A 26044-nucleotide genomic window follows, 5' to 3' on the forward strand; every position below is an offset into this window, starting at 1 on the left:
TCTCTCCTCATCGGGCGCTCGTGAACGTCATCGGGCGCTCATGAACTCCTGCAGCGACCGCATCGCGGTGGTACGGATCTTCGCCCTGAGCATCGGGGTCCAGCCGAGGACGATCCCGACCGGCCGGCCCATCGCCATCCTGGACCAGCGCCTGAGGTCGAAGTCGTCGTGGTGGCGGACGATCAGGCCCTCGTCGAAGCGGAAGAGGGCGTCGACCTCGTTGACGACCTTCCTGCCCGTCTTGCCGAAGGTGTAACGGCCGGTCCAGTGCGCCGTACCCTCGTGCGGGCGGGCGGTGACGTCGCGGACGGTCACGGTGAGGTCGGCGCTGCGGCCGAGCAGCATCCGCCACATGCCCATCACCCGGTCGCGCCCTTCGAGGTCCTGGAAGACGGGGTCGCCGAAGGTGACGTCGGGGTGGTAGCAGAGCTCCATCGCGTCGGCGTCGCGGCGCGCGAAGGCGTCGTAGAACGTCTTGATGAGCTCGGCGTTCCGATCGTTCACGAGTTTCTCCCGGTCATCAATGTCCTGCGGACCGAGTGTAGTGCGCGGACAGGTCGAGGAGATTGTCCGCGTTGTGCCAGCACACCGCGCGGAGCCAGTCGTCTCCGAGCCCGAGCCGGTCGAGCGCGTGGAGCTGGTGGGCGTACGGGTGGGGGATGTTCGGGAAGTCGCTGCCGAGCAGGATCTTGCCGGCCAGGCCGAGGTCGCGCAGGCGCGGCAGGAGGCGCGCGGGGAACGGCATGCCGCGCTCGGCGAAGTCGGTGAAGGTCATCGTGGTGTCGAGCCGCACGTTCGGGAAGGTCTCGGCCATCGTGAGGAACGCGTCGTACTCCGGCATGCCGAGGTGCGCGACGATCATCGGCAGGGCCGGGTGGCGGTCCAGCACCCCGCCGATCGGTCCCGGGCCCGTGTGGCGGCCGGGCAGCGGGATCGAGCTGGTGTGCACGACGACGGGCACACCCCGCTCGGCCAGCAGGCCCCACACGTCGTCGATCTCCTCGAGCCGGGGGTCGAAGTCGCCGACCTGGAGGTGAACCTTGAAGATCCGCGCCCCTCGGCCGAGCGCGTCCCGGACGTAGCCGAGGGCTCCAGGTTCGGGGTAGAAGGTGGCCGAGGGAAGACATCCCGGGGTACGGGCGGCGAAGTCGAGCGTCCATTCGTTGAGGCTCACGGCCATGCCCGGCCGGTGCGCGTAGGCCAGCGCGGAGAAGACCCGCACCCCGAGCGCCCGCAGCCCGGCGATCCGCTCCTCCGGGGGCAGCCGGTAGTGGATCGGCCACCCTTTCCCCATCAAGGGGCCGCCGTGCTCGAAATGGTGCCAGACTCGGCGTTCCATCCGCTCCGGCAGGAAGTGGACGTGCACGTCCGCCAGACCGGGCAGGCCCAGTCCTCGCCACCAGGCGGGGACGCCCGCGTCGTCGAGTTCCGGAATCATGTTCGGCACGGTTCCGACTTTATCGCCAGCACACCGGCAGTCGTGGGACGCTTTGCTCTCACATCGCGAAGGAGAAACGAGCGTTGTCCGACCTCTGGGTGACCCTGACCACGACCCGTTCCGGGCCGCCCCTGTGGGTCGTGCTGCTGTCCGCCCTGGTCGCGCTGGGCGTGGTGTCGTGGTCCACGTCGTGGCAGCTGTCGCGGGGGCTGATCACCATCGCCCACGAGGGCGGGCACGCGCTGGTGGCGCTGCTCACCCGGCGCAAGCTGGAGGGCATCCGGCTGCACTCCGACACCTCCGGCGTGACCCTGACCCGGGGAAAGCCCCGGGGATTCGGCATGATCCTCACCGCCGCCGCCGGATACGTCACCCCGTCCCTGCTGGGGCTGGGCGGGGCGTGGCTGACCGCCTCCGGGTACGTGGCGGTGCTGATCACGCTCGTGATCGGGCTGCTGTTCTGCATGCTGCTGATGATCCGCAACCTGTTCGGCGTGGTGAGCCTGCTCGCCACCGGGGGCGCCATCTTCGCCTTCACCTGGTACGCGGCGCCCGACATGGACGCCGTCCTCGCCTACCTGGCCGTGTGGTTCCTGCTGCTGGGAGGCGTACGGCCGATCGTGGAGCTCCAGCGCAAGCGGCGCCGCCACCAGGCGCCCGACTCCGACGCCGACCAGCTCGCCAGGCTCACCTTCATGCCCGGCGGGTTCTGGGTGTTCCTGTTCCTGGTGGTGGCGGGGGCGTGCCTGGTGGCCGGGGCCTACCTGCTGCTGCCCTCGGCGCTCAGGCTCATCTGAGGTTCTCGAGGCGCTTGAGGCCTTGAGGCCTTGAGGCCCTGCCTCGTCCGAAGCCCGCCGAAAGCACCCAAGCCTGTTCGGGGCCCGTCCATCGGAGGCCCGAGCTTCTCGGAAGTTCGAGCTTGTTCGAATCGGGCTCGTCGAAAGCCCGGGTTTCTCGGAGGGCCGGGCTCATCGGGGGACGGGCTTGTCGAGGGAGCGGGCTCGGCGAAAGTCCGGGCTCGTCGAAGGGGCGGGCTCGTCGAAAGTCCGGGCTTGCCGGGGAAAGCAGCGGCCGGTTCGCCGCCCGCCGGTCCTCGCGGTCGCGGCCTGAGACGCCTGAGACGCCCGAAAGGTGTGAGGCGCCAGAGGCGCCGAGGATGCCGGATACGGCGTCATCTACACCACCGACACGTCCGGTCCCACGGCCGCCGCCATCACCGGCGAGAGGCCCCGCAACAAAACGGTCACGATTTACGGCGAGGGTATTAGAAGCACTAATCACTGTATTTCATGCTGGCGTTGTGACACCCCTTGACCTTCCGCATCAGGCCACGAAGCCACCCTTCTTTATTGACACTTAACGGCTTTTTTGAGTTTATTATCGGGGATATCATTTCTCCTGCGAGAGGCGTTCCATGCCCCACCCCGCTTACCTCGCAGGAGCGGCCGGGGTGGGCGTCCTGCTGGCCTCGCTGGGCATGACGCTCGTGCTCGTCCTGCGCCTCAGGCGGCTTCGCGCCGAGCGGGAGAGGGCACTCACCAGGGCGTACGAGGGGTTCGCCCGCGACATGCACGACATCGTGGGGCACTGGCTCTGGCTCGCGTCCATCAGGGGGGAGCTCGCCCACCGCAGGGCGAACGGCGACGCGCGCCTGCGCGAGGACCTGGAAGAGGTGCTGCGGGCGGTGCGGCAGGCCGCGCACGCCGTGCGGAACGTGTCGGCGGCCCGCCACCGGCTGTCGTTCCCCGGCGAGGTCGCGCGGGCCAGGACCCTGATGGAGGGCTTCGGGGCCTACTGCTCGGTCCGGGTGGACGTGGACGGGCTTCCCGACGCCGTGAGCGCCACGCTGGGCGCCGTGGTCCGCGAGGGCGTGACGAACATGCTGCGGCACAGCCAGGTGAAGCGGTGCGCGATCGAGCTGGTCGAGAGCGACGGCCGGCTGCGCCTCACCGTCGTCAACGACGGAGCCCCCCGGCGGGAGACCCCCTCCACCGGCAGCGGCGTGGACAACCTGGACCACCGGGTGGGCGAGCTGGGCGGCACGGTACGGGTGGCCGGCGGCACCGACGGGTGGTTCACCCTGATAGCCGAGGTTCCGGGTAATTTTTCCGAATAACCTTCACGTCCGGCACGAAAGCGCAGGTAGCGCACACCGTCACGGTCGACACTGTGAGTTTCGCATATACGAGTGGTTGAGTTTGTAACTAGTGGTTTCTCGGGTTATCCGTAATTCTCTCTTCTGGAAGACAGCAGGGGAGAATGCCGTGGATGACCAGTATGAGCTTTATTGTCTGGCGGACCCGCTTTTTTATGACACGCTTGACGGCCGCCGGGGAGATCACCCCGATTTCGCGCTCGCTGCCCGGGATGTCCCGGAGGGCTGGCAGCACCAGGCGACCGACACCTGGATGCACTACGCGCCGCTCGCCGGCCGCACCCCCGCCCAGGGCTGGAAGATCCACGTCTCCGCCCGCGCCGAGGACGCCGACCGTGCCATAGAGGCGGTCTGGGACTACTGCGTCCCCCGCGACATCGCGTTCAAGTTCCTGCGCAGCCTGCCGGTCATGACCATGCTGAACTCCAAGGCCGCCCCCCGCGGCGCCAGCGGGAAGCTCGTGACGATCTACCCGGTGGACGAGGCGCAGCTGGAGCTCACGCTCAAGGAGCTCGACGAGCTGCTGCGGGGCGTCGAGGGGCCGTACATCCTCAGCGACCTCCGCTACGGCCAGGGCCCGCTCTTCGTGCGGTACGGCGGTTTCGCCGGGCGGCGCTGCCTGGCCGACAACGGCGAGCTGGTGCTGGCCATCGAGGACGGTGAGGGGCGGCTCGTCCCCGACGTGCGGGAGCCCGCGTTCGGCGTGCCGTCCTGGGTGACGCTGCCCGCCTTCCTGGAATCCCACGTGGCCGCCCGCAACGCGGTCACCACCGAGGGCCTGCCGTACCGGGTCGAGAGCGTCATGCAGTTCTCCAACGGCGGCGGCGTCTATCTGGGAGAGGACCTGCGCACCGGGGAGCGGGTCGTGCTGAAGGAGGCCCGCCCGCACGCCGGCCTGGACGCCGCCGGCCGGGACGCGGTGGCGCGGCTGGCGCACGAGCGCGACATGCTGGAGCGCCTGGCCGGGCTGGACGCGGTGCCCGCGCTGATCGACTACTTCACCCTGGGCGGGCACCACTTCCTGGTCGAGGAGTTCGTCGACGGCAACCCGCTCCAGCGGCAGCTCGTGCACAAGTACCCGCTGACCAGGGCGACCTGCGACGACGAGGCCATCGCCGAGTACACCGCCTGGGTGCTCGACACGCTCCCCAAGGTGCGCCGGGCGGTGGAGTCCCTGCACGAGCGCGGGGTGGTCTTCGGCGACCTGCACCCGAACAACATCCTCGTGACCGAGGACGGCCGCCTCGCACTGATCGACTACGAGGTGGCGACCCTCACCGAGGACCGGGGCCGCGCGGCGCTCGCCCACCCGGCGTTCGGCGCGCCGGCCGACCGGCAGGGGGTCGACGTCGACCTGTACGCCCTCGCCTGCCTCTGCCTCGGGCTGTTCGCCCCCCAGCTCACGATCATGCTGCCGCTCGACCGCGCCAAGGTGGCCGACCTGGCCAGGCTGATCGGCGACACCTTCCCCGTGCCGCGCGAGGTGCTCGACGAGGCGGTCCTGACCGTCACGGGCCCCGAGCCCAAGGCGGCCACCCCGTACCCGAAGCCGGGGCTCGACGACTGGCCGACGCTCAGGGAGGCGATGACCCGGGCCATCCTGGCGAGCGCCACCCCCGAGCGCGAGGACCGGCTCTTCCCCGGCGACGTCGCCCAGTTCCAGCCCGGCGGGGGCGTCAACCTCGCGTACGGCGCGGCGGGTGTCCTCTACGCGCTGGCCGCCACCGGGGCCGAGCGCCGTCCCGAGTACGAGGACTGGCTGCGCGCGAAGGCGCTCGCCCCCGACCCGGGGACGGGGATCGGGTTCTACGACGGCCTGCACGGCGTGGCCTACGTGCTCGACCTGCTCGGGCACCGCCAGGACGCGATCGACACCGCCGACCTGTGCCTGCGCCAGAAGTGGGAGTCGCTGGAGCTCGGCCTGTTCGGCGGCCTGGCCGGCATGGGCCTGAACCTCCTCCACCTGGGCGGGACCACCGGCGAGCGGACCTTCACCGAGGTGGCACTGCAGATCACCGGCATCTGCTCCGACAGGCTGGGCGGGCCCGACGACGTACCGGAGGTCAGCGGCGGCAGCCACCCCCGCGCCGGGCTGATGTACGGCTCCTCCGGGCCCGCTCTCCTCTTCCTGCACGCCTACGAGCGCACCGGCGACGCGTCGATGCTCGACAGGGCGGCCGTGGCGCTCCGGCAGGACCTGCGGCGCTGCGTCGCCGGCGAGGACGGGACCCTCCAGGTCAACCAGGGCTGGCGCACGCTGCCCTACCTGGACGAGGGGTCGGTGGGCATCGGCATGGTCCTCGCCCGCTACCTCGCCCACCGCGAGGACGAGGACTTCCGCACCGCGCTCGACGGCTGCCGGCGCGTCACCCGGGGACGCTACTTCGTGCAGTCCGGCCTGTTCACCGGCCGGAGCGGCATGATCGGCGGCCTCGGCTGGGGCCTGGGCCCCGAGCCCGGCGCCCCCTCCGCCGACCACGGAACCGGCCACGGAACCGGCCACGATGCTGGCCACGGTGCCGACCACACAGACCTGGCCGAGCAGCTCCGCGGGCTGGACTGGCACGCGCTGCCCCACGGCGGCGGGCTGGCCTTCCCCGGCAACCAGCTGCTCAGGCTTTCGATGGACTTCGCGACCGGTACGGCCGGAGTCCTGTTCGCGATGAGCGCCGTGCTGCGGGACCGGCCGGTGTTCCTCCCCTTCATCGAGCCGCCCGGCGGCACGAGCGCCCCGTCAGGGGTGTCCGCGCACGGATCCGCCGGGCGGTTTGGCTCCCGTCACGACGCACAGCGGAAGGAGGTGTAACGACATGGTTCTTCTCGACCTGCAGTCCCTGGAGGCCCCCACCGGCGGCGGTGGTGGCGGTGGCGGCAGCACCCTCACGGTCCTGGGCTGCAACTCCGGCAAGCCCAGCAACCTGAGCGTCGCCCTCTGCCACTAGGCAACCCGGTTTTTCCGATATCGGTTCCCATCAGAAGTGAGGCAATCCCATGGTCCTTCTCGACCTGCAGTCCCTGGAGGCCCCCACCGGCGGCGGTGGCGGTGGCGGTGGCGGCGGCAGCACCCTCACGGTGCTCGGCTGCGAGTCCCACAAGCCCAGCAACCTGAGCGTCGTCCTCTGCCACTAGTCCTCCCGTTCCACAGAACCCGTAGAACCCGTAGAACCCGTAGAAACGGAGCACCTCCCATGGTCCTTCTCGACCTGCAGTCCCTGGAGACCCCCACCGGCGGCGGCGGCCACGGCGGCGGCGGGGGCAGCACCCTCACCGTCCTGGGCTGCAACTCCGGCAAGCCCAGCAACCTGAGCGTCGCCCTCTGCCACTAGGCATTCGCTTTTCCCGATATCGGTTCTTCCCATCAGGTTCCCAGCAGAAGTGAGGCAATCCCATGGTCCTTCTCGACCTGCAGTCCCTGGAGACCCCCGACGGCGGCGGCCACGGCGGTGGCGGCGGTAGCACGCTGACGGTGCTCGGCTGCAACTCCGGCAAGCCCAGCAACCTGAGCGTCGCGCTCTGCCACTAGTGAGACCCCGTGCCCGGGACGGCCAGCGACGGCGGCCGTCCCGGGCACTCCCGTGCCGGGCGGGTCCTGGACGTCGATGACGCTGCCAGGAAAGCCGGAAAAGCAGGAAGAAGTACGGAAAGTCGGAAAGTTCGCGAAGTCGGGGAAATTTCGGGAAGTCCGAGGAGGAGCCAACGTGCGGGCAGCGGACCGGCTGGTGGCCGACACCGTACGGCGTGGCGGGCCCTGGCTGGCCGTCCTCGCGGTCACCTCCGTCCTGGGCGCGTTCGCGCAGCTCGCGCTCCCGCTCGTGCTGGGCCGGACGGTCGACGAGCTCGTGGCCGGTACGACCGGCGCGTCCGGCACCTCGGGTACGCCCGGCGGCACCGGCGCGGCGACCTGGCTCGCCGCCTGCGCCGCCGCCGTGATCCTGACCGTGGTCTGCGACACCCTCGGCGTCTGGGCCGCCGGATCGAGCGGCGCGCGCTCCTCGGCCTGGCTCAGGAACCGGGTCGTGCGGAACGTGCTCGGTGTCGGGCCGGTGATCACCCGGAGGTTCCCCGAGGGAGACCTGGTCACCCGGATGGGCCTGAACACCGAGGAGATCGGGCGCGCCCCCGAGTCGATCGTCACCGGGGCCGCGCTGGTCATCCCCACCGCGGGCGCCGTGGTGGCCCTCACCCTCATCGACCCGCTGCTGACCGTGACGCTGGTCGCCGGGCTCGTCCTCATCGCGCTCGTCCTGCGGGCCTTCCTCAGCGTGAGCACCTCCATAGCGGGCGACTACCAGGCGGCGCAGAGCGACATCGCCGCCCGCCTGGTCGACGCCCTCGCCGGGGCCCGTACGATCGCCGCGGCCGGTACCGCCGACCGGGAGCGCGCGCGGGTGCTCACCGCCCTGCCCCGGTTGCGCGGGCACGCCATGGACATGTGGCGGGCCAACGCGCGGGCCGGGGTGCAGGCGGGGGCGGTGGTCCCGCTGCTGGAGGTGGCCGTGCTCGGGGTGGGCGGGCTGCGCCTGGCCGCCGGCGACCTCACGGCCGGGGAGCTGTACGCCGCCGCCCGCTACGTCGTGCTCGGCGCCGGTCTCGGCTCGGCACTGGGCTACGTCAGCCGCCTGGCCAGGGCGCGGGCCGCCGCGGCCAGGGTGGAGGAGCTGACCGCCGAGAGCCCGCGGGCCTACGGCACGTGCCCGCTGCCCACCGGTCCCGGCACACTCGAACTTCGCGGCGTCGACGCGGGCGGCCTGCGCGACGTCGACCTCGTCATCCCCGGCGGGCAGGCGGTGGCCGTGGTCGGCCGCTCGGGCGCGGGCAAGTCCCTGCTCGCCGCGGTCGCCGGACGGCTGGTGGACCCGCGCCACGGCACGGTCCTCCTCGACGGCGTGCCGCTGCCCGACCTCTCCCGCGAGTCGCTGCGCCACGCCGTCGGGTACGCCTTCGAGCGCCCGGCGCTGCTCGGCGACACCGTCGCCGCCGCCGTCGCCCTGGGACTCGACGCTCCCGCCGTCGTCCCCGGCACCGGCCGCCACGGCCGTCGCACCCGTACCGGCGCAGGGTCCGGCCACCATGACCGGGACGGCCGGGCGGACGGGAGGGACGAGGTCGTGCGGGCGGCGGCGCGGGCGGCCCGCGCCGACGCCTTCGTCCGGCGGCTCCCCCTGGGGTACGACACGCCGCTGGAGGAGGCGCCCATGTCCGGCGGTGAACGGCAGCGGCTCGGCCTGGCCCGCGCCTTCGCGCAGGGATGGCGCCTGCTCATCCTGGACGACGCCACCTCCAGCCTGGACACCGTCACCGAGCGCCAGGTCGCCCGCGCGCTCTCCAGGGAGCTGCGCGACCGCACGCGGCTGATCGTGACCCACCGGGTGGCGACGGCGGCGGCGGCCGACCGGGTGATCTGGCTGGACGACGGCCGGGTGCGCGCGTGCGGCGGCCACCGGGCGCTCTGGGCCGACCCGGCCTACCGCGCCGTCTTTCAGACCGGCACGTCCTCCCAGGCCGACGCTCCCCCGCGACCGGACGCGTCCTCATGGGCCGACACGTCCTCACCACCGGTGGGCGTCCCCTCACCGGCGGGCACGTCGTTCCAGACGGACGCGTCCTTCCGGCCGGGTTCCTCCTCTCCGCCGGGCACCTCCAGCACGGTAGGCGCCTCCTCCCCGGCGGGCACGTCGTTCCAAGCGGACGCGTCCTCCCAGGCCGACGCGTCCTTCCGGCCGGGCGCCTCCTCCCCGGCGGGCACGTCCCGCACGGCGGGCACCTCCTCCCCGGCGGGCACGTCGTTCCAAGCGGGCACCTCTTCCAGGGCGGGCAGGTCGTGAATCCTCCGGACCGGCACATCGAGCACGTCGGGCACGTCGGGAACGTCGTCGACAGGCCCCTGCGGCGGGCGCTCAGGCGGGACCCGTACCAGCTGGTCAGGCTCGCGGGCTGGTCCGTCGCGGAGACGGCGCCCTCGCTGGTCATCGGCCTCGCCATCGCGCGGGCGATCGACGACGGCTTCGGCGCGGGACGTCCCGCGACCGGGTTCGCCTGGCTAGCCCTGCTCGGCGGCGCGTGGCTGCTCGCCGCGGTCGGCGCGCGGCAGGTGGTGATGGCCGTCGCCTCGATCGTGGAGCCGTTCCGCGAGGAACTGCTCGCGCACGTCGTCGACGACGCGCTGCGCCACTCGGTCAGGTCGGGACGGGGACCGGGGGCGGCGGCGGTGGCCCGCTCCAACCTGCAGGTCGAGCTGGCCCGCGACGCCTTCGCCTCGGTCATCACGGTGGTCAGGTCGTTCGCGTTCACCGTGGTGAGCGTCATGATCGGGCTGGCGACCCTCGTGCCCGAGGTGCTCGCGCTGGTGCTGCCGCCCTTCGTCGCGGGCCTCGTCATCTTCCTGCTGTCGCTGCGCGCCCTGGCCAGGCGGCAGCGGGACTTCATCCTCGCCGACGAACGCACCGCCGAGGCGCTCGCCACCATGGTGGGCGGGCTGCGCGACATCACCGCCTGCCGCGCCGAGGAGCGGATGGCGGACGACGTCGGCCTGCGGGTGGCGGAACAGGCCCGCGCGGCCCGGTCGCTGGCGCGGGTGACCGCGCTGCGCACGCTGTCGCTGGCGGTGGGCGGCTGGCTGCCGGTCCTGCTGGTGCTGGCCGCGACCCCCTGGCTGGTGGGCGAGGGCGCGGGCGCCGGGGTGATCCTGGGCGCCCTCGCCTACGTCACGCAGTCGCTGGCGCCCGCGCTCGGCAACCTCGTGGAGGGGCTGGGCATCAACGGGGTCCGGCTGCGGGTGGCGCTCGGCCGGCTGCTGCGCGACGGCGACCCGCCCGTACGGGCGCGCGGGCGGCTCTCCGCGCGGGACGGCGAGGCCGGGGCGGCCGCCGAGCTGCGCGGCGTGACGTTCGCGTACGGCCCGCACGCGGAACCGGTGATCGACGGCCTGGACCTGTCGATCCCCGAGGGTGACCACATCGCGGTCGTGGGCCCCAGCGGCATCGGCAAGTCCACCCTCGCCGCGCTCCTGACCGGGCTGCTCGCGCCGGGGGCGGGCCGGATCCTGGCGCGCGGGGTGCCCGCCGACCGGCTCGACCCGGCCGACCGGGTGCTGATCCCGCAGGAGGCGTACGTCTTCCGCGGCTCCCTGCTGGAGAACCTGACCTACCTGGCCGACGCCTCGCGGGAGGCGGTGGACGAGGCGGTGGACGCGGTCGGCCTGGCGAGCCTGGTGGCGCGGCTGGGCGGCTACTCCGCCGAGATCGACTCCGGCATGCTGTCGCCCGCCGAACGGCAGCTGGTCGCCCTGGCCCGCGCCTACCTCGCCCCGGCCCGGCTGGTGATCCTCGACGAGGCGACGTGTCACCTGGACCCGGCCGCCGAGGCTCGCGCCGAGGAGGCGTTCGCCCGCCGGGGCGGCACGCTCCTCGTCATCGCCCACCGGCTGAGCTCCGCCCTGCGGGCCCGGCGGATCCTCGTCATGGACGGCACCAGCGTCCGGCTGGGCACCCACGAGGAGATGCTCGCCTCCTCCCCGCTCTACGCCGACCTGGCCGGGCAGTGGGACCCGTCGAACGTGCGGGAGCCGGTGCCGTGATTCCCGTCGAACGCGCGGGAGCCGGTGCCGTGATTCCCGTCGAGCACGCGGGAACCGGTGCCGTGATTCCCGTCCAGAGCCCCAGGCCTTCATCCGGAGGAACGCGATGATCTACCCTCCCGCCGAGCGGCGACCGGTCGTCGACCACCTCCACGGCCACGCCGTGCCCGACCCGTACCGGTGGCTGGAGGATCCCGGCAGCCCGGAGACGCGGAGCTGGTCGGCGGCCCAGGAGGAGCTGTGGCGTGAGCACGCGGCCACGCTGCCGGGACGTGACCGGTGGCGCTCGCGGGTGGCGGCGCTGACCGGCGCCGGGTCCGTCGGCACGCCGATGTGGCGCGGCGGCGGCAGGTTCTTCCTGCGCCGCACCGCCGCGCAGGAGCACGCGGTCCTCTACCGCACCGGCCCCGACGGGGTGGAGGAGACGCTGATCGACCCGATGGAGCTCGACCCGAGCGGGCTGACCACCCTCGACCACTGGCAGCCCGACCTGGACGGCAGGCTGGTGGCGTACCAGCTGTCCAGGAGCGGGGACGAGCGGTCGGAGCTGCGGGTGATGGACGTCGCCACCCGCCGGGTGGTGGACGGCCCGATCGACCGCTGCCGGTACGCGCCCGTGGCGTGGCTGCCCGACGGGAAGGCGTTCTTCTACGTCCGCGCCCGCCAGGTCCGCCTGCACCGGCTCGGCACCCCGGCCGAGAACGACGCCGTGATCATGGGTGAGGAGCGCTCGTACGGGCTGGGGATCAGCTACAACGGGCGCTGGCTCACGGTCTCGGCGATGGCGGGCGACGGCAACGACCTGTGGATCGCCGACCTGTCGTCCTCCTCCCCCGAGCGTCCCGACCTGCGGGTGATCCAGCGGGGGGCGGGCGCGGTGACGGCGCCCGCCGTCGGCCGCGACGGGCGCCTGTACCTGCTCACCACCCTGGACGCGCCGCGGGGGCGGCTGTGCGTGGCCGACCCCGCGCGGCCGGGCCCCGAGCACTGGATCGGCCTGGTCGGCGAGGACCCGGAGGCGGTGATCGGCGAGTTCGCGATCGCCGGGCAGGAGCTCCTCGTCGGCTGGACCCGGCACGCGGTGAGCGAGATCAGCGTCCACGACCTCGCGACCGGGAGGCGGCGCGGTTCGGTGCCGCTGCCCGGCCTCGGTTCGGCCGGGGGGCTGACCACCCGCCCCGAGGGCGGCCACGAGGTCTGGTTCACCTACACCGACAGCGTCACGCCCGCGGGGGTGCACCGCTACGACACGCGCACCGGGCTGACGTCGCCGTGGAGCGCCGCGCCCGGCGCCGTGGAGGTGCCGGAGCTGGAGGCCAGGCAGCTGGTCTTCGCCTCGGCGGACGGCACACCGGTGCGGATGGTCGTGCTGGCCCGGCCCGGCTCTGGCCCCAGGCCCACGATCCTGTACGGCTACGGCGGGTTCGGGCTCTCGCTCACGCCGTCGTACTCCAGCTACATCCTGCCCTGGGTCGAGGCGGGCGGGGTCTTCGCCCTCGCCCAGCTGCGCGGCGGCGGCGAGGAGGGCGCGGCCTGGCACCGCGACGGCATGCTGGAGCGCAAGCAGAACGTCTTCGACGACTTCGCGGCGGCGGCCGAGAAGCTCGTCGCGGACGGCTGGACCACTCCTGACCGGCTGGGCGCGTGTGGCGAGTCGAACGGCGGGCTGCTGGTGGGCGCCGCGCTGACGCAGCGCCCCGACCTGTTCGCCGCCGCCGTCTGCTCGGCGCCGCTGCTCGACATGGTCAGGTACGAGCGGTCGGGGCTCGGCCCGTCGTGGCGTCCGGAGTACGGTTCGGCCGACGACCCCGAGCAGCTGGGCTGGCTGCTGGGCTACTCCCCCTACCACCGGGTCGTCGAGGGCGTCGGCTACCCGGCGACGCTGCTGACCACGTTCGGCGGCGACTCCCGCGTCGACCCCATGCACGCGCGCAAGATGTGCGCGGCGCTGCAGGCGGCGACGTCGGGCCCGCGGCCGATCCTGCTGCGCCACGAGGGCGACGTCGGCCACGGCTCCCGCTCGGCGAGCCGCGCCGTCGACCTCGCGGCGGACATGCTCGCCTTCCTCGCCGCCCACACCGGCCTGGAGGCCGGTACGTGAAGCCGGGACCGTCGGCGTGAGCCCGAATCTCCTTACGTGAAGCCGGGACCGTCGGCGTGAGCCCGGATCTTCGCGTGTGAAGCCGGGATCGTCGGCGTGGGTCCCGGTCGTCGCCACCGGCTCGGTCGGGGTCGTACGCGTGTCGCGCCCTTCCCGAGCGTCTCACTGACGGCACCCGCTGACGGCACCCGTTGGCAGCACCCCGTGAGCAGCGCCCCGCCGGCGCGCTCGCGGAAGGCCTCAGTCTCGGGCGAGCAGCCACGCGCCCGTCACGCGCGACGTGGCCCGCGACGGCGGGAGATCCGTGGTGCGCAGCACGCCCAGCCGCTGGGTGGCGCGGGTCAGGGCGACGTAGAGGTTGTTGAGCCCGCGCGGCGACTCGGCGGCGATCAGGCCCGGCTCGACCACCAGCACCTCGTCGAACTCCAGGCCCTTGGCCCGCCCGACGTCCAGCACGACGACGGGACGTGGCGCGACCGGGTCCTCGCCGACCGACGCCTCCGGCACGCCCGCCACGATCGCGGAGCCGAGCGGCTCCAGCAGCGAGTCGGGCGTGATGACCGCCAGCCTCCGGCCGGTCAGCCCGGCGGCCTCGGTCGCGACGATCTCGACCAGCCGGCCGGTGAGCTCCCCGGGCGGCACGCGAAGCCCCCGGGGCTCGACGCCGCTCTCCCGCACCGAGACGGGCGCCTCCAGGCCTGCGTCGATCTCGGCCAGCACGTCGGCGGCGACGGCCATGATCTCGGCAGGCACCCGGTAGTTCCGCGTGAGCTGCTCGAGCCGCCAGCGCCCCTTGACATAGGGGTCGAGCACCCGTTCCCACGACAGGGTGCCCGCCGGGTCGCCGCTCTGCGCCGTGTCGCCGACGACGGTCATCGACCTGGCCGGGCATCTGCGCATCAGCAGCCGCCAGGCCATCTCCGACAGCTCCTGCGCCTCGTCGACGATCACGTGTCCGAACGCCCACGTCCGGTCGGCCGCCGCGCGCTCGGCCGGGGTGCGGTGGTCCGTCTCCCGGTGCCGCTCGGCGAGCGTGTCCGCGTCGACCAGGTCGTTGACCGTGAGGATCTCGGCCTCCTGGTCGTCCTCCAGGTCGGTGGCCCGCGAGCCCATCGCGACGTCCAGCACGCCCTGGGCGTAGGAGACCCGCTCGCGCCGCTCGTGCTCCTCGCGGAGCCGCTCCGCCCGGGTGTCCTCGCCGAGCAGTTCGGCAGCCTCGTCCAGCAGCGGCACGTCGGCGGGTGACCAGCCGCCGCCCGGCTCCCGCAGCAGCAGCGCCCGTTCCCCGGGAGTGAACCCCGGTGTCGCGGAGGCGATTCGGTCCCGGGAGCCGAACAGGTCCGTGAGCAGCCGCTGCGGCGTCAGGTCGGGCCAGAGCTCGTCGAGCGCGGCCCGGACCGCCTCGTCGGTGAGCATCTCCCGGCGGATGTCCTCCACCTGGCCGTCGTCCAGCAGGCGCTCGCCGTCGAACGGATCGGTGCCGACGCGTTCGGCGTACCGCTCGGCGAGGGCCCTGCTGATCTCACCGACCACGATCGGCCTGGCCGGGTTGTGCGGGGACAGGGAGCCTCGTGCCATGTCGCGCGCCCGCTCGCAGGTCCGCCGGTCCAGGCGCAGCGTCTGTCCCTCGTACTCCACGTCGAGGTGGTCCTCCGGCACCCACTCGCGGTCGCGTACGGCGGCGGCGACCACCTCGGCCATCGCCGCCCGCCCCTTCACCTCGGTGGTCCCGGGCGTCTCCTCGCGTTCCGCGGTCACCCCGGGGTACAGCTCGCCGACGGTCGACAGGAGCACGCTCGTCTCGCCCAGCGCGGGAAGCACGTTCCCCACGTAGCGCAGGAACGCGGCGTTCGGTCCGATCACCAGCACGACCCGCCGCGCCAGCCGCCGCCGGTGGGTGTAGAGCAGGTAGGCCGCGCGGTGCAGCGCCACCGCGGTCTTTCCCGTCCCCGGCCCGCCCTGCACGACGAGCACCCCGGTGTGCCCGGACCGGATGACACGGTCCTGCTCGGCCTGGATCGTCTGGACGATGTCGGTCATCCGGCCGGTCCGGCCGGCGTTCAGGGCGGCCAGCAGGGCGGCCTCGCCCGCGAGCCCCTCGTGCCCGGCGCCCGCCGCGGACGCGAGGTCGAGCCACTCGTCGTGGATCTCGGTCACCGTGCGGTTGCGGTCCTTGATGTGCCGGCGCAGCCGGACGCCCTCCGGCGTGACCGCGGTGGCGAGGTAGAACGGGCGGGCGGCCGGTGCCCGCCAGTCGATGAGCAGCGGGGCCGCGTCCTCCGCGTCCCCGGCGTCCCCGGCGTCCTCCGCGTCGTCGAGCATGCCCATCCTGCCGATGTGGCGGCACTCGCCGTCGAGCATGTCGAGCCGCCCGAAACACAGGCCGTTCCCGGCCGCGTCGAGCCGGGCGAGGCGTTCGGCGTAGGCGGCGTGGGCGGCGTCCTTCTCGACGCGCGCCTGGGCGTTGCCGCCGGAGGTCGCGAGCACCTGCGCCAGCCGTCCGGTGAGGTGTTCGCGGAGTTCGTCGAGCCGGTCGTACAGCACCGACACGTACTCCCGCTCCTCACGCAGCGCCTCGTTTGACAATCTCACTCCTCGTGATATAATTAACCAGCAGACGTATTTTTCTGCACAATGGACGATGAGTAGCGTAAGCCCTTTCGGCGCGCCCGTCCAACTTCTTCGCGCCCGTCGTCGAACGGCGCCTTTCAATGGCACAGGTAATTACGCCTTTTAATGTCCAGCCGTATTAATTCCGTCGGCCACAACCGGCCTCTTCGGCCGCCGGCCGCACCGCGGGTGCGCAAGTCGTGACTCGGCATGATCATGTACAGTTGACGCCACGATTCCATCCCCATTCCGAGCGGCGGCCAGAGAAAGGCAATGGAATATGCGGATAGCAGCCATCGATCGGGTGAAACTGATTTTCGCCCTGTTCGACGTGGACGGCACCGGTTATCTGGAGGCCGGCGACTTCGAACGCATGGCGGCCCGCGTCGTCGCGGTGGCCGCCGATTCCGACGACGCCGCCAAGGCCGCCATGCTGGCCGCCTTCCGGCACTACTGGACGGCTCTCGTCACCGACCTGGACGCCGACCACGACGGCCGTGTCAGCTTCGAGGAGTACGCCGCGTGCGTCCTCTCCCCCGAGCGCTTCGACGCGGCGATCACCGACTTCGCCGAGGCGCTGGCCGCGCTGGGCGACCCGGACGGCGACGGGCTCATCGAGCGGGGCGTCTTCGTGGCGCTCATGACGGCCATCGGCTTCGAGCGCGCGAACATCGACGCCCTCTTCGAGGCGTTCGGGCCGTCGGAGGACGACCGGATCACGGTCCCGGTCTGGATCACCGGCATCAAGGACTACTACCACCCGGACAAGACCGGCATCGCGGGCGACCGCCTGGTCGACGGGCTGGTCTGACCGGGGTCCCGGTGGCCCGGCACATCCGGTTTTCGGCTTCGGCGTGAGCGTAGGCGTAGGCGTTGAGCGTAGATGTAGGCGTAGACGTAGGTGTAAGGAGGGCACGTGCCAGGTGTCGAGGACGGCGTCGGCCTGACCGCTCTCATGGTCGCCGCCGCGCGGGCGATCGAGACCCACCGGCCCGACGCCCTGGCCGGCGACACCTACGCCGAGCACTTCGTACGCACCGCCAGGGTGTCCGCGACCTGGCCGGTCCGCCCGGAGGAGGTGACCGGCGGGGACGCCAACCCGCTGTGGGGCAGGCTGGGACGCTATTTCGGCCTGCGTACCCGCGTCCTCGACGACTCCCTCACCCGCTCGGCCCACGCGGGCGCCCGGCAGGTCGTGCTGCTCGGCGCGGGCCTCGACACGCGGGCCTTCCGGCTCGGCTGGCCGCCCGGCCTGGTCGTCTACGAGATCGACCGCGACGGCGTCCTGAAGTTCAAACAACACGTGCTCGACGGTCTCGCCGCCGTCCCGGCGGCCACCCGCCGCCCGATCGCGGTCGATCTGCGTGACGACTGGGCCCACGCGCTGCTGAGCAGGGGCTTCGACCCGGCCGTGCCGACCGCGTGGCTGGCCGAGGGCCTGCTGCTTTATCTCCCACCGGCCGCCGAGCGGCGGCTCATCGACACCGTCGACCACCTGAGCGCCGAGGGGAGCACCCTGTTCTTCGAGGTCAAGCTCGGGCCGGAGTCTCCGGAGGTCCGCGCCGGCCCCATCTACGCCGCGACCAGGCGGCAGATCGGCGTCGACCTGCCCGCCCTGTTCGACAGGGAGCCGCGTCCCGACTCCGTCGGCCACCTGAGGGACCGGGGCTGGTCCGTCACGGTTCACACCCCCTTCGACTTCGCCCGCCGCCACGGTCGCGGCCCGCTCCCCGAGCCGAACGACGCCCTGTCGAGCAACCGCTGGATGTTCGCCGACAAATCCGGCACGAGCCTCTGATCGGTTTCTTCGCCGTGAACGCCCGGCCGTGAACGCCCGGGTCCCGATGTCCGGAACACGGGCGTTCACGGCGGGAAAACCCCTTTTGATTATCGAGAATGGTTTTCTGGAGTCATCCACGGTGAGTGCCGGGAATGTTTTCCCGTACGGGTGTTGAACGCGTCGCCGACGTGCTTCCCATGGCCCACACCTCGAAAAGCGCCTCCCGTGTCACGCCCTGAGAACCGGCGGCTCACCTCCGTGGGACCCGGGTCCGGCGTCGGTCGGCTCGCGTACGTGCCACCCGCCCGGCGGTCAGATGAGGTGACCGCCCCACCCGCCCGGCGGTCAGGTGAGATGACCGCCGCCCGAGCCCGCGCGCGGGCCGCGGAAGGCGCGGCGATAGGCGTGCGGCGTGGTGCCCAGGCAGCGGGCGAAATGGTGACGCAAGGTGGCGACCGACCCGAATCCGGCCCGTTCGGCGACGAGGGTGACCGGCTCGTCGGTGCTCTCCAGATGGCGCTGGGCCAGCAGGACGCGCCGGCCGGTGAGCCACTGGAGCGGCGTGGTGCCGATCTCCCGGTTGAAGCGGCGGGCGAAGGTGCGCGGCGACATGTTGGCCCGGCGGGCCATCCGCTCCACGGTCAGCTCCTCGTGGAGGTTCTCCTCCAGCCAGGCCAGCAGCGACGCGAGGTGCCCGGCGCCCGGCCCGGGGTCCGGGCGCCTGACGTACTGGGTCTGGCCGCCGTCGCGATACGGGGGCGCCACCATGCGCCGGGCGATGTCGTTGGCGACGGCGCCGCCGTGCTCCTTGCGGACCAGGTGCAGGCAGGCGTCGATCCCGGCGGCGGTGCCGGCGCCGGTGATGACGGGATCCTCGTCCACGTAGAGGACGTCCGGCTCCACCCGGGCGAGCGGGTAGCGGCGGGCGAGCTCCTCGCCGTGGCGCCAGTGAGTGGTGCAGCGGCGGCCGTCGAGCAGCCCGGCCTCCCCGAGCAGGAAGGCGCCGGAGCAGATGCTGAGCACCCGGGCCCCGCGCCGTACCGCGGCCCGCAGTGCCTCCAGCAGCTCCTCCGGCTGCCGTACGCCCGGGTCGGAGGCCGGGACGCCGATGAGGTCCGCCGACTCCAGCCGTTCCAGCCCGTGCGGGGTCTCGATGTGGAAGCCGTGCCGGGTGCGCACGCTCCCGCCCGTGGCGGAGACGACCGCGAAGTCGTAGGCGGGCAGGCCGTCGTCGCCGCGGTCGATGCCGAAGACCTCGCAGAACACCCCGAGTTCGAAGGCGTGCCCGCCGTCGAGGGCGAGGACGGCGACGTCGCGCAGCATGGGAGACCTCCTGGTGACGGTACGGGCCCGGCACGCTCCTTGTGGCGGTACGGGGCCGGCACGACGTGGCGGTACGGGCCCGGCACGATGAGTGGCAGAAATTTCATCATATTAGGCATTCCTGCCACTTCCTGGGCCGGTGGGCCGCTGGAAGGCTGGCACCAGGCCGGCCTGGCCTGGCCCGGCTCGGCCCGGCTCGGCCCGCTTCGGCGAACCCTTCACCTTCGACAGCTAGGCGCGCGATGACCACCGTTCAGCTCACCGATACCGACGTCTCCACCCGGGCGGCCCAGGTCCTGCGCACGCTCGCGCTCGACGAGAGGCTCAAGTGGCGGGTGCCCGCGGACCCCGTGCTCGGCCCCCTCGCCCGGCGGGTGGCCCGGCGCTTCGTGGCGGGCGAGACCCTCGCGGACGCGCTGGGACGCGTGGCGGAGATCCACGCGGCCGGCCACCGCGCGAACGTCGAGTACATGGGAGAGAGCTGCCGCGACCCGGAGCGGGCCCTGGCGGAGACGGCCGTGTTCGTCGACGCCGCCCGCCTGCTCCCGCCGCGCTGCTCGGTCTCCCTCGACCTCTCGCACATCGGACTCGCGATCGACGAGGAACTCGCCCTCGAGAACGCCGTCCGCGTCGCGGAGGCGACCGCCGGCACCGGCCGGGAAATGATCATCTCGGCGGAGGGCTCCGACCGCACCGACGCGGTCCTGTCGGTGCACCGGAGGCTGTGCGAGCGGTTCGGCCACGTCGGGGTCACCGTCCAGGCGAGGCTGCACCGCACCGGCGAGGACCTGCGGGGGCTTCTCGCGCTGCCCGGACGGATCCGCCTGGTCAAGGGCGCCTTCCTGGAGCCGGAGAGCGTCGCCTACGCGCGCGAGGACGCCGCGCTGCCCGCCGCCTACCTGCGCCACGCCGAGTCACTGGCCGACTCGGGACACCTGTGCTCGTTCGCGACCCACGACTGGGACCTGATCCATCGCGTCGACCGCCATCTCGGCGGAGCGGGCCGCGCCGACGCGCCGTGGGAGTTCGAGACCCTCCTGGGTCTCGGCCCCGACCGCCTCACCGCGATGGCCGAACGCGGCCACCCCACCCGCGAGTACGTCGTCTTCGGCACCGAGTGGTGGTTGTACGTGTGCAACCGGCTGGCCGAGGACCCGCGGCGGCTGCTCCAGGCCCTCGTCGACGCCGCCGCCTAGCCCGCGTCCGGCTCCCGAAGGCCTTGGGATCGGGGGACTTCCCAAGGTCGTCGTATCCGCCGGGCGTAGGACGGCACCGAGGTCCGCGGGGAGAGATGGGTGAGCGGTCAGTTGAGCGAGCGGTAGCGGCTCAGGATCGGTTCGGTCAGGTCGTGGGACCACAGCCAGCCCGCCTCCCTGGCGATCCTGACCGCCTCGACGCGCGTGCGGGCGTCGACCTTGCTGAGGATCCGCGCCAGATAGTTGCGCACCGTGCCACCGGACAGGCAGAGACGGTCGGCGATCTCTCCGACCGGCGCTCCCTCGGCCGCGGCCTCCAGGACCTCCAGCTCGCGCGCGGTGAGCGGGTTTCTCCTCGCGTTGAGGGCGGCGACGGCCAGCTCGGGGTCGACGACCCGCTCACCGGCGGCCACCCGGCGTACGCAGCCCGCGAGCTGGCCCGCCGGGGCGTCCTTGACGACGAAGCCGCGCGCCCCGGCGTCCAGGGCCCGGCGCAGCGCGACCGGGGTCGCCAGCCCGGTCAGGATCACCGTCCCGCACTCGGGAAGTCTGCGGTGCACCTCCGCCGTCGCGGTGAGACCGTCGGTGCCGGGCAGGCCGATGTCGATGAGCGCGACGTCCGGCTGGTGGAGCAGGCAGGAGCGGACCACCTCGTCGCCGTGACCGACCTCGGCGACGACCTTGATGTCACTCTCCGTGGAGAGCAGGGCGACCATGGCCCCTCGGACGAGATGCATGTCCTCGGCGATCAGGACGCTGATCATGAATCGTCTCCCCCTTGTTGCACCGCGCACTCTCATCTGGCCCGGGGACACTACCCAAGGAAGTCGGGTGACTACCGCAAGTCCGAGTTAAACACGAAACACGGGGCATTGAGCCGTGATTCGCGCAGGTCGGAGACTTCACCTCGCACCCGATGAGGGCCGGTGATTACCGGGAAGCCGTGCGAAAGGCGCGTACGACCCGGGTGAAGCGGCCGAATCGGCCGCGAACGCCGGTCACGACGGACCGCGCGGCCCTCCCCCCGGAGTGACCGAACTCGTGTTCGCCGGATGCCGGGGGCGGGCTCCGGGGAGGCGGTTCCGGTTGCGGTCCGTAACCGGGGCGATCGTTGCGGAAGCCATCGAAGTACGACAGGAGCGGCGAGTGCTATCGAAGGGGGACGGGTTCGGTGAGAGGGGTCAAATCGGAGCGGCGGCCTCGTGGTGTTCCATCAGGACGTCGGTCAGCAGGTAACCGCCGTGTATCAGGTGGATCAGCGGGCGGGCGCGGAGTTCCCGGTAGTGATCGGCTATCCGGACCGCCGCCGCGACCGGGGTGGCGGCGCTCGTCCACAGCGGCCTGTCCCGGTCCGCGGAGACCGGGACGATCCACCAGAAGCGGCACGCGTCGTCCAGGCGGGCGACCAGACCGTAGTAGACGGAGATGACGATCTTTCCGGACGGCAGGCGGTGGACGTCCGCCGGGATGTTGTGGGATCGGGCCAGCAGGGCCGCCAGTTCACGGGCCCGGAGTTCGGCGGGAGGAGGCGCGAGGTCTTCGGGGTTTCTGTGATCAACGGTCACGCTGGCGAGGGTAAGGATCTTTGGACGCCGGTCTCAACGATGTTGCGCGATGTTGCGCGTTCACTCCTCGCGAAGCGCCCCTTTCGGCGATCCGCGCTTCCTGAGAGCTCACCGATGCGCGCTTCCCGGGAGCTCACTGATCCGCGCTTCCAGGGGAGCCTCTCCGCGCGGAACCCCTCAGGGCTCACCGCAGCTCATCAGAGCTCATCAGAGCTCACCGGGGCTCACCGGAGCCTTCGCGAGGCGCCGTTCCCGGCGGGGCGTCACCGCTCTCGCGGCGTCACTTCGCGCGGAACTCGCCCGCCGCGGCCCGCAGCATGTCGCGGGCCTCCTTCCCGTACACCGCGGCACCGCTCAGCGCCCGGAACGCCTTCTCGTACACGACCACGTCGCTCGGGGCCTTGTGCTGGATCTGGCCGGGCACGGTGTCGACGCGGACCCGGTTGGCGTCGTATATCCAGAAGTTCTCCGGCGGCATGAGCGGCGGCCTGATCGTCGCGGAGACGATGCCGAAGGACACGTTCGCGGTGCCGGAGGTCAGCTCCGCCAGCCGGTCGAGCTGGGCGACCATCTGCTCGGGGCCGACCAGCGGCATGCGGAGCGCCTGCTCCCCGACGACGAACGCGAACCGCTTGCTCCCGTTGCGCAGGATCTCCTGCTGTCTCAGCCTCGCCGCGACCGCGGCCTCGATGTCGTCCGGGATGCCGCGGAAGTCGATGATGGCGCGCAGATGGCCCCGGGCGTAGTCACCGGTCTGGAGCAGTCCGGGTACGGCCGAGTGCTGCCAGACGCGGAACTGGTGGGTCTTGTCGTACAGCGGCTGGAAGGAGCGCTGGACGTGGCCGAGGCCGCTCTCCTCCAGGCGGCGCCAGTCGGTGTACATCGCGTCGATGTTCTGGGCGGCCGCGATGAGGTCGACCACCTGCTCGTCCGCGTCGCAGGCCTCGCACCACGTGCGGATGTCCGCCTGGTTGGGCATCTGGACCGCGTTCTCGATCTTGGAGATCTTGGTGTGGTCCAGGCCGGTCTTCGCCGCCAGCGCTCGCCCTGTCAGCCCGGCGTCGGCGCGGAGCGCCCTGAGCCTGGCGGCGAGGATGCCTTTGGCCTCGTCGATGCGTGCTGTGGAGGTCGCCATCTCCATCACCTTGTCACCGCGGGGGGTTGGTGCTCCGACAGTACGTCGGATGTTGCGATCTGTCTTAAATGTTGCGAATAGTTGCCGAAGAATCGTGGGCACGCTCCCACAACGCTTCCCGGTTCGCGGCCCCGGCCCCCGGCCCTGTCGTGGCGGAGGGGCGCTTCTCAGCGGTCCGGGTCAGGATTGTCGGGCGCAAGCCTTACGGTAGGGCGCGTGCCAGAGACGAACCACGAGATCACGCTCGACTCGGCCCTCACCGAGGAGGCCGTGCTCTCGACCTACCGCCGCATGTTCGCGGCGCTCGCCCGCGACAGCGGCGCGGTGGTGGACGACCCTGCGCTGGTCGACATCGCCGAGACGCTGTTCGCGGCGTTCGCCGAGGCGGGCGAGGAGTGGCTCACCCACGAGCAGATGCGCCACGTCTGCCGGGCCTACCCGCTCGACCGGTTCGAGAACCGGCTCCGGGTCCTGCGCGGTCTCGGCGCGATCCGCGAGGTGTTCCCCAAGCCCAACCAGCTCCGCTACCGCGCGTCGTTCACCAGCGTGGTGGGGCTGATGTTCATCCGCCGGATGATGGACGACGGCGGCCAGTCGGAGATGCACCGCCTGCTCGCGCTCGAGGACCTCAACGTGGCCGACCCCCGCACGACGATGGAGGAGGCCCGCGCCAGCGCGCAGAATCTGTCGCGCGCCTTCCGGCTGTGGGCGCTGGAGCTGATCACGCTGACCGGCGGCACCATCGAGGAGCTGCGCGAGCAGGCGCCGAAGCTGTGGGGCACCGAGGAGATCGCCCGGCGGGCGCAGAGCCTGCACGGCACCATCCTCACCCGCTGGCCCGACCTCGACCGCACCTGCACCGAGCTGCGCGCCGCCATCTACTCCTACAGCGACGCCTCGCGCCGCGCCGCCGGGCGCCTGGCCGACTCCGCGGGCACGACGAGGAACCTGACGCTGCTCCCCGCGGAGACCTGGCGCACCTTCGCGCAGACCGCGAGCAGGGAGCGCCTGGCCGCGGTGCTCGACGGGTTCGTCTTCGACGCCCCCGCCCCCTGGCACGACCCGGCGGCGATCGTCAGGGCCGTGGACGAGAGCCCCCGCCCGGCGCCCGCCCAGCCCACTCCCCCGCGCTCGGCCCTGCCCGACCCCGGTCCCGCCGACACCCACACCCCCGGCGCCGACGGCCTCGACCACCTGACCGCCGTGGCCGAGGCCGCGCTCGCCGGGCGTTCCGCCGCCCGGCTGGAGGAGCTGCTCACCGCCGACGGCGAGTGGGTCTCCGCCCGCCGGCTGCTGGCCGACCTCGTCTCCGCCGACCTGCGTCCCGACTCCCCGTACCGGCTGCGCTGGGCCGACGGTCTCACCGCCGACCCCGGCGGCGAGCCCGCCTGGCTCTCCCACGGCCACCTCGAAAGGACCGGCGGTGCCGGCTGATCCGCGACACACACCGGCCGCGACGGCTCTCGCGCACGAGCGCGCGACGGCGGCGGGGGCGACGTACGAGCAGGTGACGGCGCACGTCCGTGCCAGGGCGGGCGGTCCTCTCCCGCTCGCGGCCGGAGAGGCGGCTCCCTCCGGAATGGCCCGGCTGGGGCGCGGCGACGGGACAGGCGTGGCGTTGCCCGTCTGGCCCGACGGGGCGACCCCGTCCCTCCTGGAGGAATACCAGGTCGCGCCGATGGCGGTGGAACGATCCGGGGAGACCCGGCGGGTGCTGGCCGCGGCGCTGCGGTGCTGCTGGACCGACCTGTCCGCCGACCCCTGGCCCGGCGGCACGGCCACGGTCGACGACGTGCTGTCGACGTACCGGGCGCTGATCGGGCGCGGCGACGACCTCATGCGCAACTGGGCGGTCGGCGCGCTGCGCCGCCTGCACGACTCGGCCTGGCTGGAGGTCACCGGCGGTCTCGTACGACTCGGCCCCCGGTGCGCCTCCTGGCCCGCCTCGTCGCACGCCCAGTTGCGGGAGCTGATGCGCCGCCTGCCCTCCGGAGAGGAGGTTCCGGGCGGCCCGGAGGTGCTCCCGGTCGCCGAGGGCGCCCTCGGCGACGCGGAGGCCGGGGCCGGTGTCACGGTTCCCGAGGAGGTGGACGAGGACCTGCTCGGCCCGTTCGACGAGCGGCGCAGGGCCGAGGTGGTGGCGGCCTTCATGGCGGTGGAGCACGCGGCCGAGCCGGTGCACGAGGCCCGCTTTCCCGCGCTGCGCGACCCGGTGATGCGCCGCGCGCTCGCCGAGATGCTGGCGCGCCGGGGCCGGGTCCTCGTCCACGACCGTGACGCGTGGACCTCGGGTTACGCGGCCGAGACTCTCGCGGAAGGGGGCACACCTTCTGGGCCGGTTCCGGGCTCGGCACCGGGAGCGGGAAACGTCTCGGGAGCGGGAACCGTCTCGGGAGCGGGAACGAGCTCGGGAGCGGAGGCGGTGCCGAGGGCGGCTGTGGCCTCGGAGGCGGGCTCGGGTGCGACCTCGACGGTGGACCCGGAAGCGGGCGCGGTCGCGGGAGTGGGATCGGTCGCGGGTGCGACCTCGGGAATGGGTTCCGGTACGACCTCGGGGATGGGCTCGGGTGCGGCCTCGGGAATGGGCTCGGGAGTGGGCTCGGCTCTGGGGGAGTCCGAGCGGGCGGTCCTGGTGCTCGTGCTGATCCACTCGGTGGCGATCCCCCGGGCCGACGGCCTGCTGCCCGCCGACAGCTGGCTCTCGCCGTTCCCGGCCCAGGTCGACGAGCTCCGGCGGCACACCAGACTGCCGATCGGCGAGCTGGACGCCGCGCTGCGCGTCCTGCGCCACGCGGGCCTGGTGACCCAGGTGAAGGCGGGCGAGGAGGCCGGGGGTTACGTGCCGGGGCCGCAGTTCCACCGGCTGACCCCGCAGGCCAGGCGCCGCCTGCAGGAGGAGCTGATCCTCGCGGCGGGACCGCACACACCGCTGGCGGCGGCCGTACGGGCCGGTCGGCGGTGAGCGGGGCGGGAAAGACCGCCCCTCGCGACGACGGGCCGGAGACCCCGGTGGCGAGCGGCCACGAGAAGGCCGTCGCTCACGACGCGCCGAGCCGGGGGCCTCACAACACGTCGAACGCGGGGCCTCACGATGAGCCGGACCCCGGACGGGACGCCGGAGACCCGGCGCTCCAGGTGCCGGAAGCAGGACGGAAGAAAGGAACG

General features: G+C 72.6%; 22 protein-coding genes. 15 read left to right on the plus strand and 7 right to left on the minus strand.

All coding sequences use genetic code 11. The features are described 5' to 3' along the window. Positions 1-27: 27 nt before the first annotated feature. Both ABT053_RS02585 and ABT053_RS02590 read right to left on the minus strand, forming a co-directional pair. The gene (locus ABT053_RS02585) at positions 28-504 is read right to left on the minus strand and encodes a nuclear transport factor 2 family protein (RefSeq protein ID WP_350967045.1); all 477 of its coding nucleotides are present in this window, start codon (positions 502-504) and stop codon (positions 28-30) included. A 16-nt stretch (positions 505-520) separates the two neighbouring features. Then, the gene (locus ABT053_RS02590) at positions 521-1438 is read right to left on the minus strand and encodes an amidohydrolase family protein (RefSeq protein WP_350967107.1); all 918 of its coding nucleotides are present in this window, start codon (positions 1436-1438) and stop codon (positions 521-523) included. A gap of 83 nt (positions 1439-1521) precedes the next feature. Between ABT053_RS02590 and ABT053_RS02595 the strand changes: the two genes are divergently transcribed. From ABT053_RS02595 to ABT053_RS02640, 10 genes are all read left to right on the plus strand, one after another. Next, positions 1522-2235, plus strand: a complete 714-nt coding sequence (locus tag ABT053_RS02595) for a M50 family metallopeptidase (protein WP_350967046.1) — start codon at positions 1522-1524, stop codon at positions 2233-2235. 617 nt (positions 2236-2852) lie between these two features. Next, the gene (locus ABT053_RS02600) at positions 2853-3554 is read left to right on the plus strand and encodes a sensor histidine kinase (protein ID WP_350967047.1); all 702 of its coding nucleotides are present in this window, start codon (positions 2853-2855) and stop codon (positions 3552-3554) included. Between the two features lie 148 nt (positions 3555-3702). Then, the gene (gene lanKC / locus ABT053_RS02605; protein ID WP_350967048.1) at positions 3703-6399 is read left to right on the plus strand and encodes a class III lanthionine synthetase LanKC; all 2697 of its coding nucleotides are present in this window, start codon (positions 3703-3705) and stop codon (positions 6397-6399) included. Positions 6400-6403: 4 nt separating this feature from the next. Next, positions 6404-6535 (plus strand): SapB/AmfS family lanthipeptide, encoded by a 132-nt coding sequence (locus tag ABT053_RS02610; protein WP_350967049.1) that lies wholly within the window; start codon positions 6404-6406, stop codon positions 6533-6535. Positions 6536-6584: 49 nt separating this feature from the next. Then, on the plus strand, positions 6585-6722 hold the full coding sequence (locus ABT053_RS02615; RefSeq protein ID WP_350967050.1) for a SapB/AmfS family lanthipeptide: 138 nt from the start codon (positions 6585-6587) through the stop codon (positions 6720-6722). A 59-nt stretch (positions 6723-6781) separates the two neighbouring features. Continuing rightward, positions 6782-6919, plus strand: a complete 138-nt coding sequence (locus tag ABT053_RS02620) for a SapB/AmfS family lanthipeptide (protein ID WP_350967051.1) — start codon at positions 6782-6784, stop codon at positions 6917-6919. Positions 6920-6981: 62 nt separating this feature from the next. Next, on the plus strand, positions 6982-7116 hold the full coding sequence (locus ABT053_RS02625; RefSeq protein WP_350967052.1) for a SapB/AmfS family lanthipeptide: 135 nt from the start codon (positions 6982-6984) through the stop codon (positions 7114-7116). 175 nt (positions 7117-7291) lie between these two features. Further along, on the plus strand, positions 7292-9418 hold the full coding sequence (locus ABT053_RS02630; RefSeq protein WP_350967053.1) for an ABC transporter ATP-binding protein: 2127 nt from the start codon (positions 7292-7294) through the stop codon (positions 9416-9418). After that, positions 9415-11169, plus strand: coding sequence for an ATP-binding cassette domain-containing protein (locus ABT053_RS02635; RefSeq protein ID WP_350967054.1), 1755 nt, complete (start codon positions 9415-9417; stop codon positions 11167-11169). The genes ABT053_RS02630 and ABT053_RS02635 overlap by 4 nt, the downstream gene beginning before the upstream one ends. Before the next feature lie 106 nt (positions 11170-11275). After that, positions 11276-13270, plus strand: coding sequence for a prolyl oligopeptidase family serine peptidase (locus tag ABT053_RS02640; protein WP_350967055.1), 1995 nt, complete (start codon positions 11276-11278; stop codon positions 13268-13270). 240 nt (positions 13271-13510) lie between these two features. On the opposite strand, the gene ABT053_RS02645 is transcribed toward ABT053_RS02640, so the two are convergent. Beyond that, positions 13511-15862: a HelD family protein gene (locus ABT053_RS02645; RefSeq protein ID WP_350967056.1), complete on the minus strand. Its 2352-nt coding sequence runs from the start codon at positions 15860-15862 to the stop codon at positions 13511-13513. A gap of 322 nt (positions 15863-16184) precedes the next feature. Between ABT053_RS02645 and ABT053_RS02650 the strand changes: the two genes are divergently transcribed. Both ABT053_RS02650 and ABT053_RS02655 read left to right on the plus strand, forming a co-directional pair. Further along, the gene (locus ABT053_RS02650) at positions 16185-16691 is read left to right on the plus strand and encodes an EF-hand domain-containing protein (protein ID WP_350967057.1); all 507 of its coding nucleotides are present in this window, start codon (positions 16185-16187) and stop codon (positions 16689-16691) included. A gap of 105 nt (positions 16692-16796) precedes the next feature. After that, positions 16797-17678 (plus strand): class I SAM-dependent methyltransferase, encoded by an 882-nt coding sequence (locus ABT053_RS02655; RefSeq protein ID WP_350967058.1) that lies wholly within the window; start codon positions 16797-16799, stop codon positions 17676-17678. Positions 17679-18005: 327 nt separating this feature from the next. Here the strand turns inward: ABT053_RS02655 and ABT053_RS02660 are convergent, their stop codons facing one another. Then, complete coding sequence (locus ABT053_RS02660) at positions 18006-18983, minus strand: helix-turn-helix domain-containing protein (protein WP_350967059.1); 978 nt, start codon at positions 18981-18983, stop codon at positions 18006-18008. A 242-nt stretch (positions 18984-19225) separates the two neighbouring features. On the opposite strand from ABT053_RS02660, the gene ABT053_RS02665 reads away from it, so the two are divergent. Further along, the gene (locus tag ABT053_RS02665) at positions 19226-20179 is read left to right on the plus strand and encodes a proline dehydrogenase family protein (RefSeq protein WP_350967060.1); all 954 of its coding nucleotides are present in this window, start codon (positions 19226-19228) and stop codon (positions 20177-20179) included. A 107-nt stretch (positions 20180-20286) separates the two neighbouring features. On the opposite strand, the gene ABT053_RS02670 is transcribed toward ABT053_RS02665, so the two are convergent. From ABT053_RS02670 to ABT053_RS02680, 3 genes are all read right to left on the minus strand, one after another. Beyond that, on the minus strand, positions 20287-20943 hold the full coding sequence (locus ABT053_RS02670) for a response regulator transcription factor (RefSeq protein ID WP_350967061.1): 657 nt from the start codon (positions 20941-20943) through the stop codon (positions 20287-20289). A gap of 417 nt (positions 20944-21360) precedes the next feature. Continuing rightward, positions 21361-21744 (minus strand): hypothetical protein, encoded by a 384-nt coding sequence (locus ABT053_RS02675; RefSeq protein ID WP_350967062.1) that lies wholly within the window; start codon positions 21742-21744, stop codon positions 21361-21363. A 280-nt stretch (positions 21745-22024) separates the two neighbouring features. Then, entirely contained in the window at positions 22025-22879 is an 855-nt protein-coding gene (locus ABT053_RS02680; RefSeq protein ID WP_350967063.1) for a helix-turn-helix domain-containing protein, read from the minus strand. Positions 22880-23095: 216 nt separating this feature from the next. Between ABT053_RS02680 and ABT053_RS02685 the strand changes: the two genes are divergently transcribed. Both ABT053_RS02685 and ABT053_RS02690 read left to right on the plus strand, forming a co-directional pair. Beyond that, positions 23096-24313, plus strand: coding sequence for a hypothetical protein (locus tag ABT053_RS02685; RefSeq protein ID WP_350967064.1), 1218 nt, complete (start codon positions 23096-23098; stop codon positions 24311-24313). Next, positions 24303-25841, plus strand: coding sequence for a hypothetical protein (locus ABT053_RS02690; protein WP_350967065.1), 1539 nt, complete (start codon positions 24303-24305; stop codon positions 25839-25841). The genes ABT053_RS02685 and ABT053_RS02690 overlap by 11 nt, the downstream gene beginning before the upstream one ends. The last annotated feature ends 203 nt before the right edge of the window (positions 25842-26044 follow it).

This window comes from Streptosporangium sp. NPDC002524 (genome assembly GCF_040295985.1).
Classification (GTDB): Bacteria; Actinomycetota; Actinomycetes; order Streptosporangiales; family Streptosporangiaceae; genus Streptosporangium.

Bases quoted from the DNA above. Each gene is read 5' to 3' on its own strand.
- ABT053_RS02590 (WP_350967107.1), bottom strand. From the start codon at position 1,438: ATGATTCCGGAACTCGACGACGCGGGCGTCCCCGCCTGGTGGCGAGGA.
- ABT053_RS02600 (WP_350967047.1), top strand. From the start codon at position 2,853: ATGCCCCACCCCGCTTACCTCGCAGGAGCGGCCGGGGTGGGCGTCCTG.
- ABT053_RS02610 (WP_350967049.1), top strand. From the start codon at position 6,404: ATGGTTCTTCTCGACCTGCAGTCCCTGGAGGCCCCCACCGGCGGCGGT.
- ABT053_RS02615 (WP_350967050.1), top strand. From the start codon at position 6,585: ATGGTCCTTCTCGACCTGCAGTCCCTGGAGGCCCCCACCGGCGGCGGT.
- ABT053_RS02620 (WP_350967051.1), top strand. From the start codon at position 6,782: ATGGTCCTTCTCGACCTGCAGTCCCTGGAGACCCCCACCGGCGGCGGC.
- ABT053_RS02625 (WP_350967052.1), top strand. From the start codon at position 6,982: ATGGTCCTTCTCGACCTGCAGTCCCTGGAGACCCCCGACGGCGGCGGC.
- ABT053_RS02640 (WP_350967055.1), top strand. From the start codon at position 11,276: ATGATCTACCCTCCCGCCGAGCGGCGACCGGTCGTCGACCACCTCCAC.
- ABT053_RS02660 (WP_350967059.1), bottom strand. From the start codon at position 18,983: ATGCTGCGCGACGTCGCCGTCCTCGCCCTCGACGGCGGGCACGCCTTC.
- ABT053_RS02665 (WP_350967060.1), top strand. From the start codon at position 19,226: ATGACCACCGTTCAGCTCACCGATACCGACGTCTCCACCCGGGCGGCC.
- ABT053_RS02670 (WP_350967061.1), bottom strand. From the start codon at position 20,943: ATGATCAGCGTCCTGATCGCCGAGGACATGCATCTCGTCCGAGGGGCC.
- ABT053_RS02680 (WP_350967063.1), bottom strand. From the start codon at position 22,879: ATGGCGACCTCCACAGCACGCATCGACGAGGCCAAAGGCATCCTCGCC.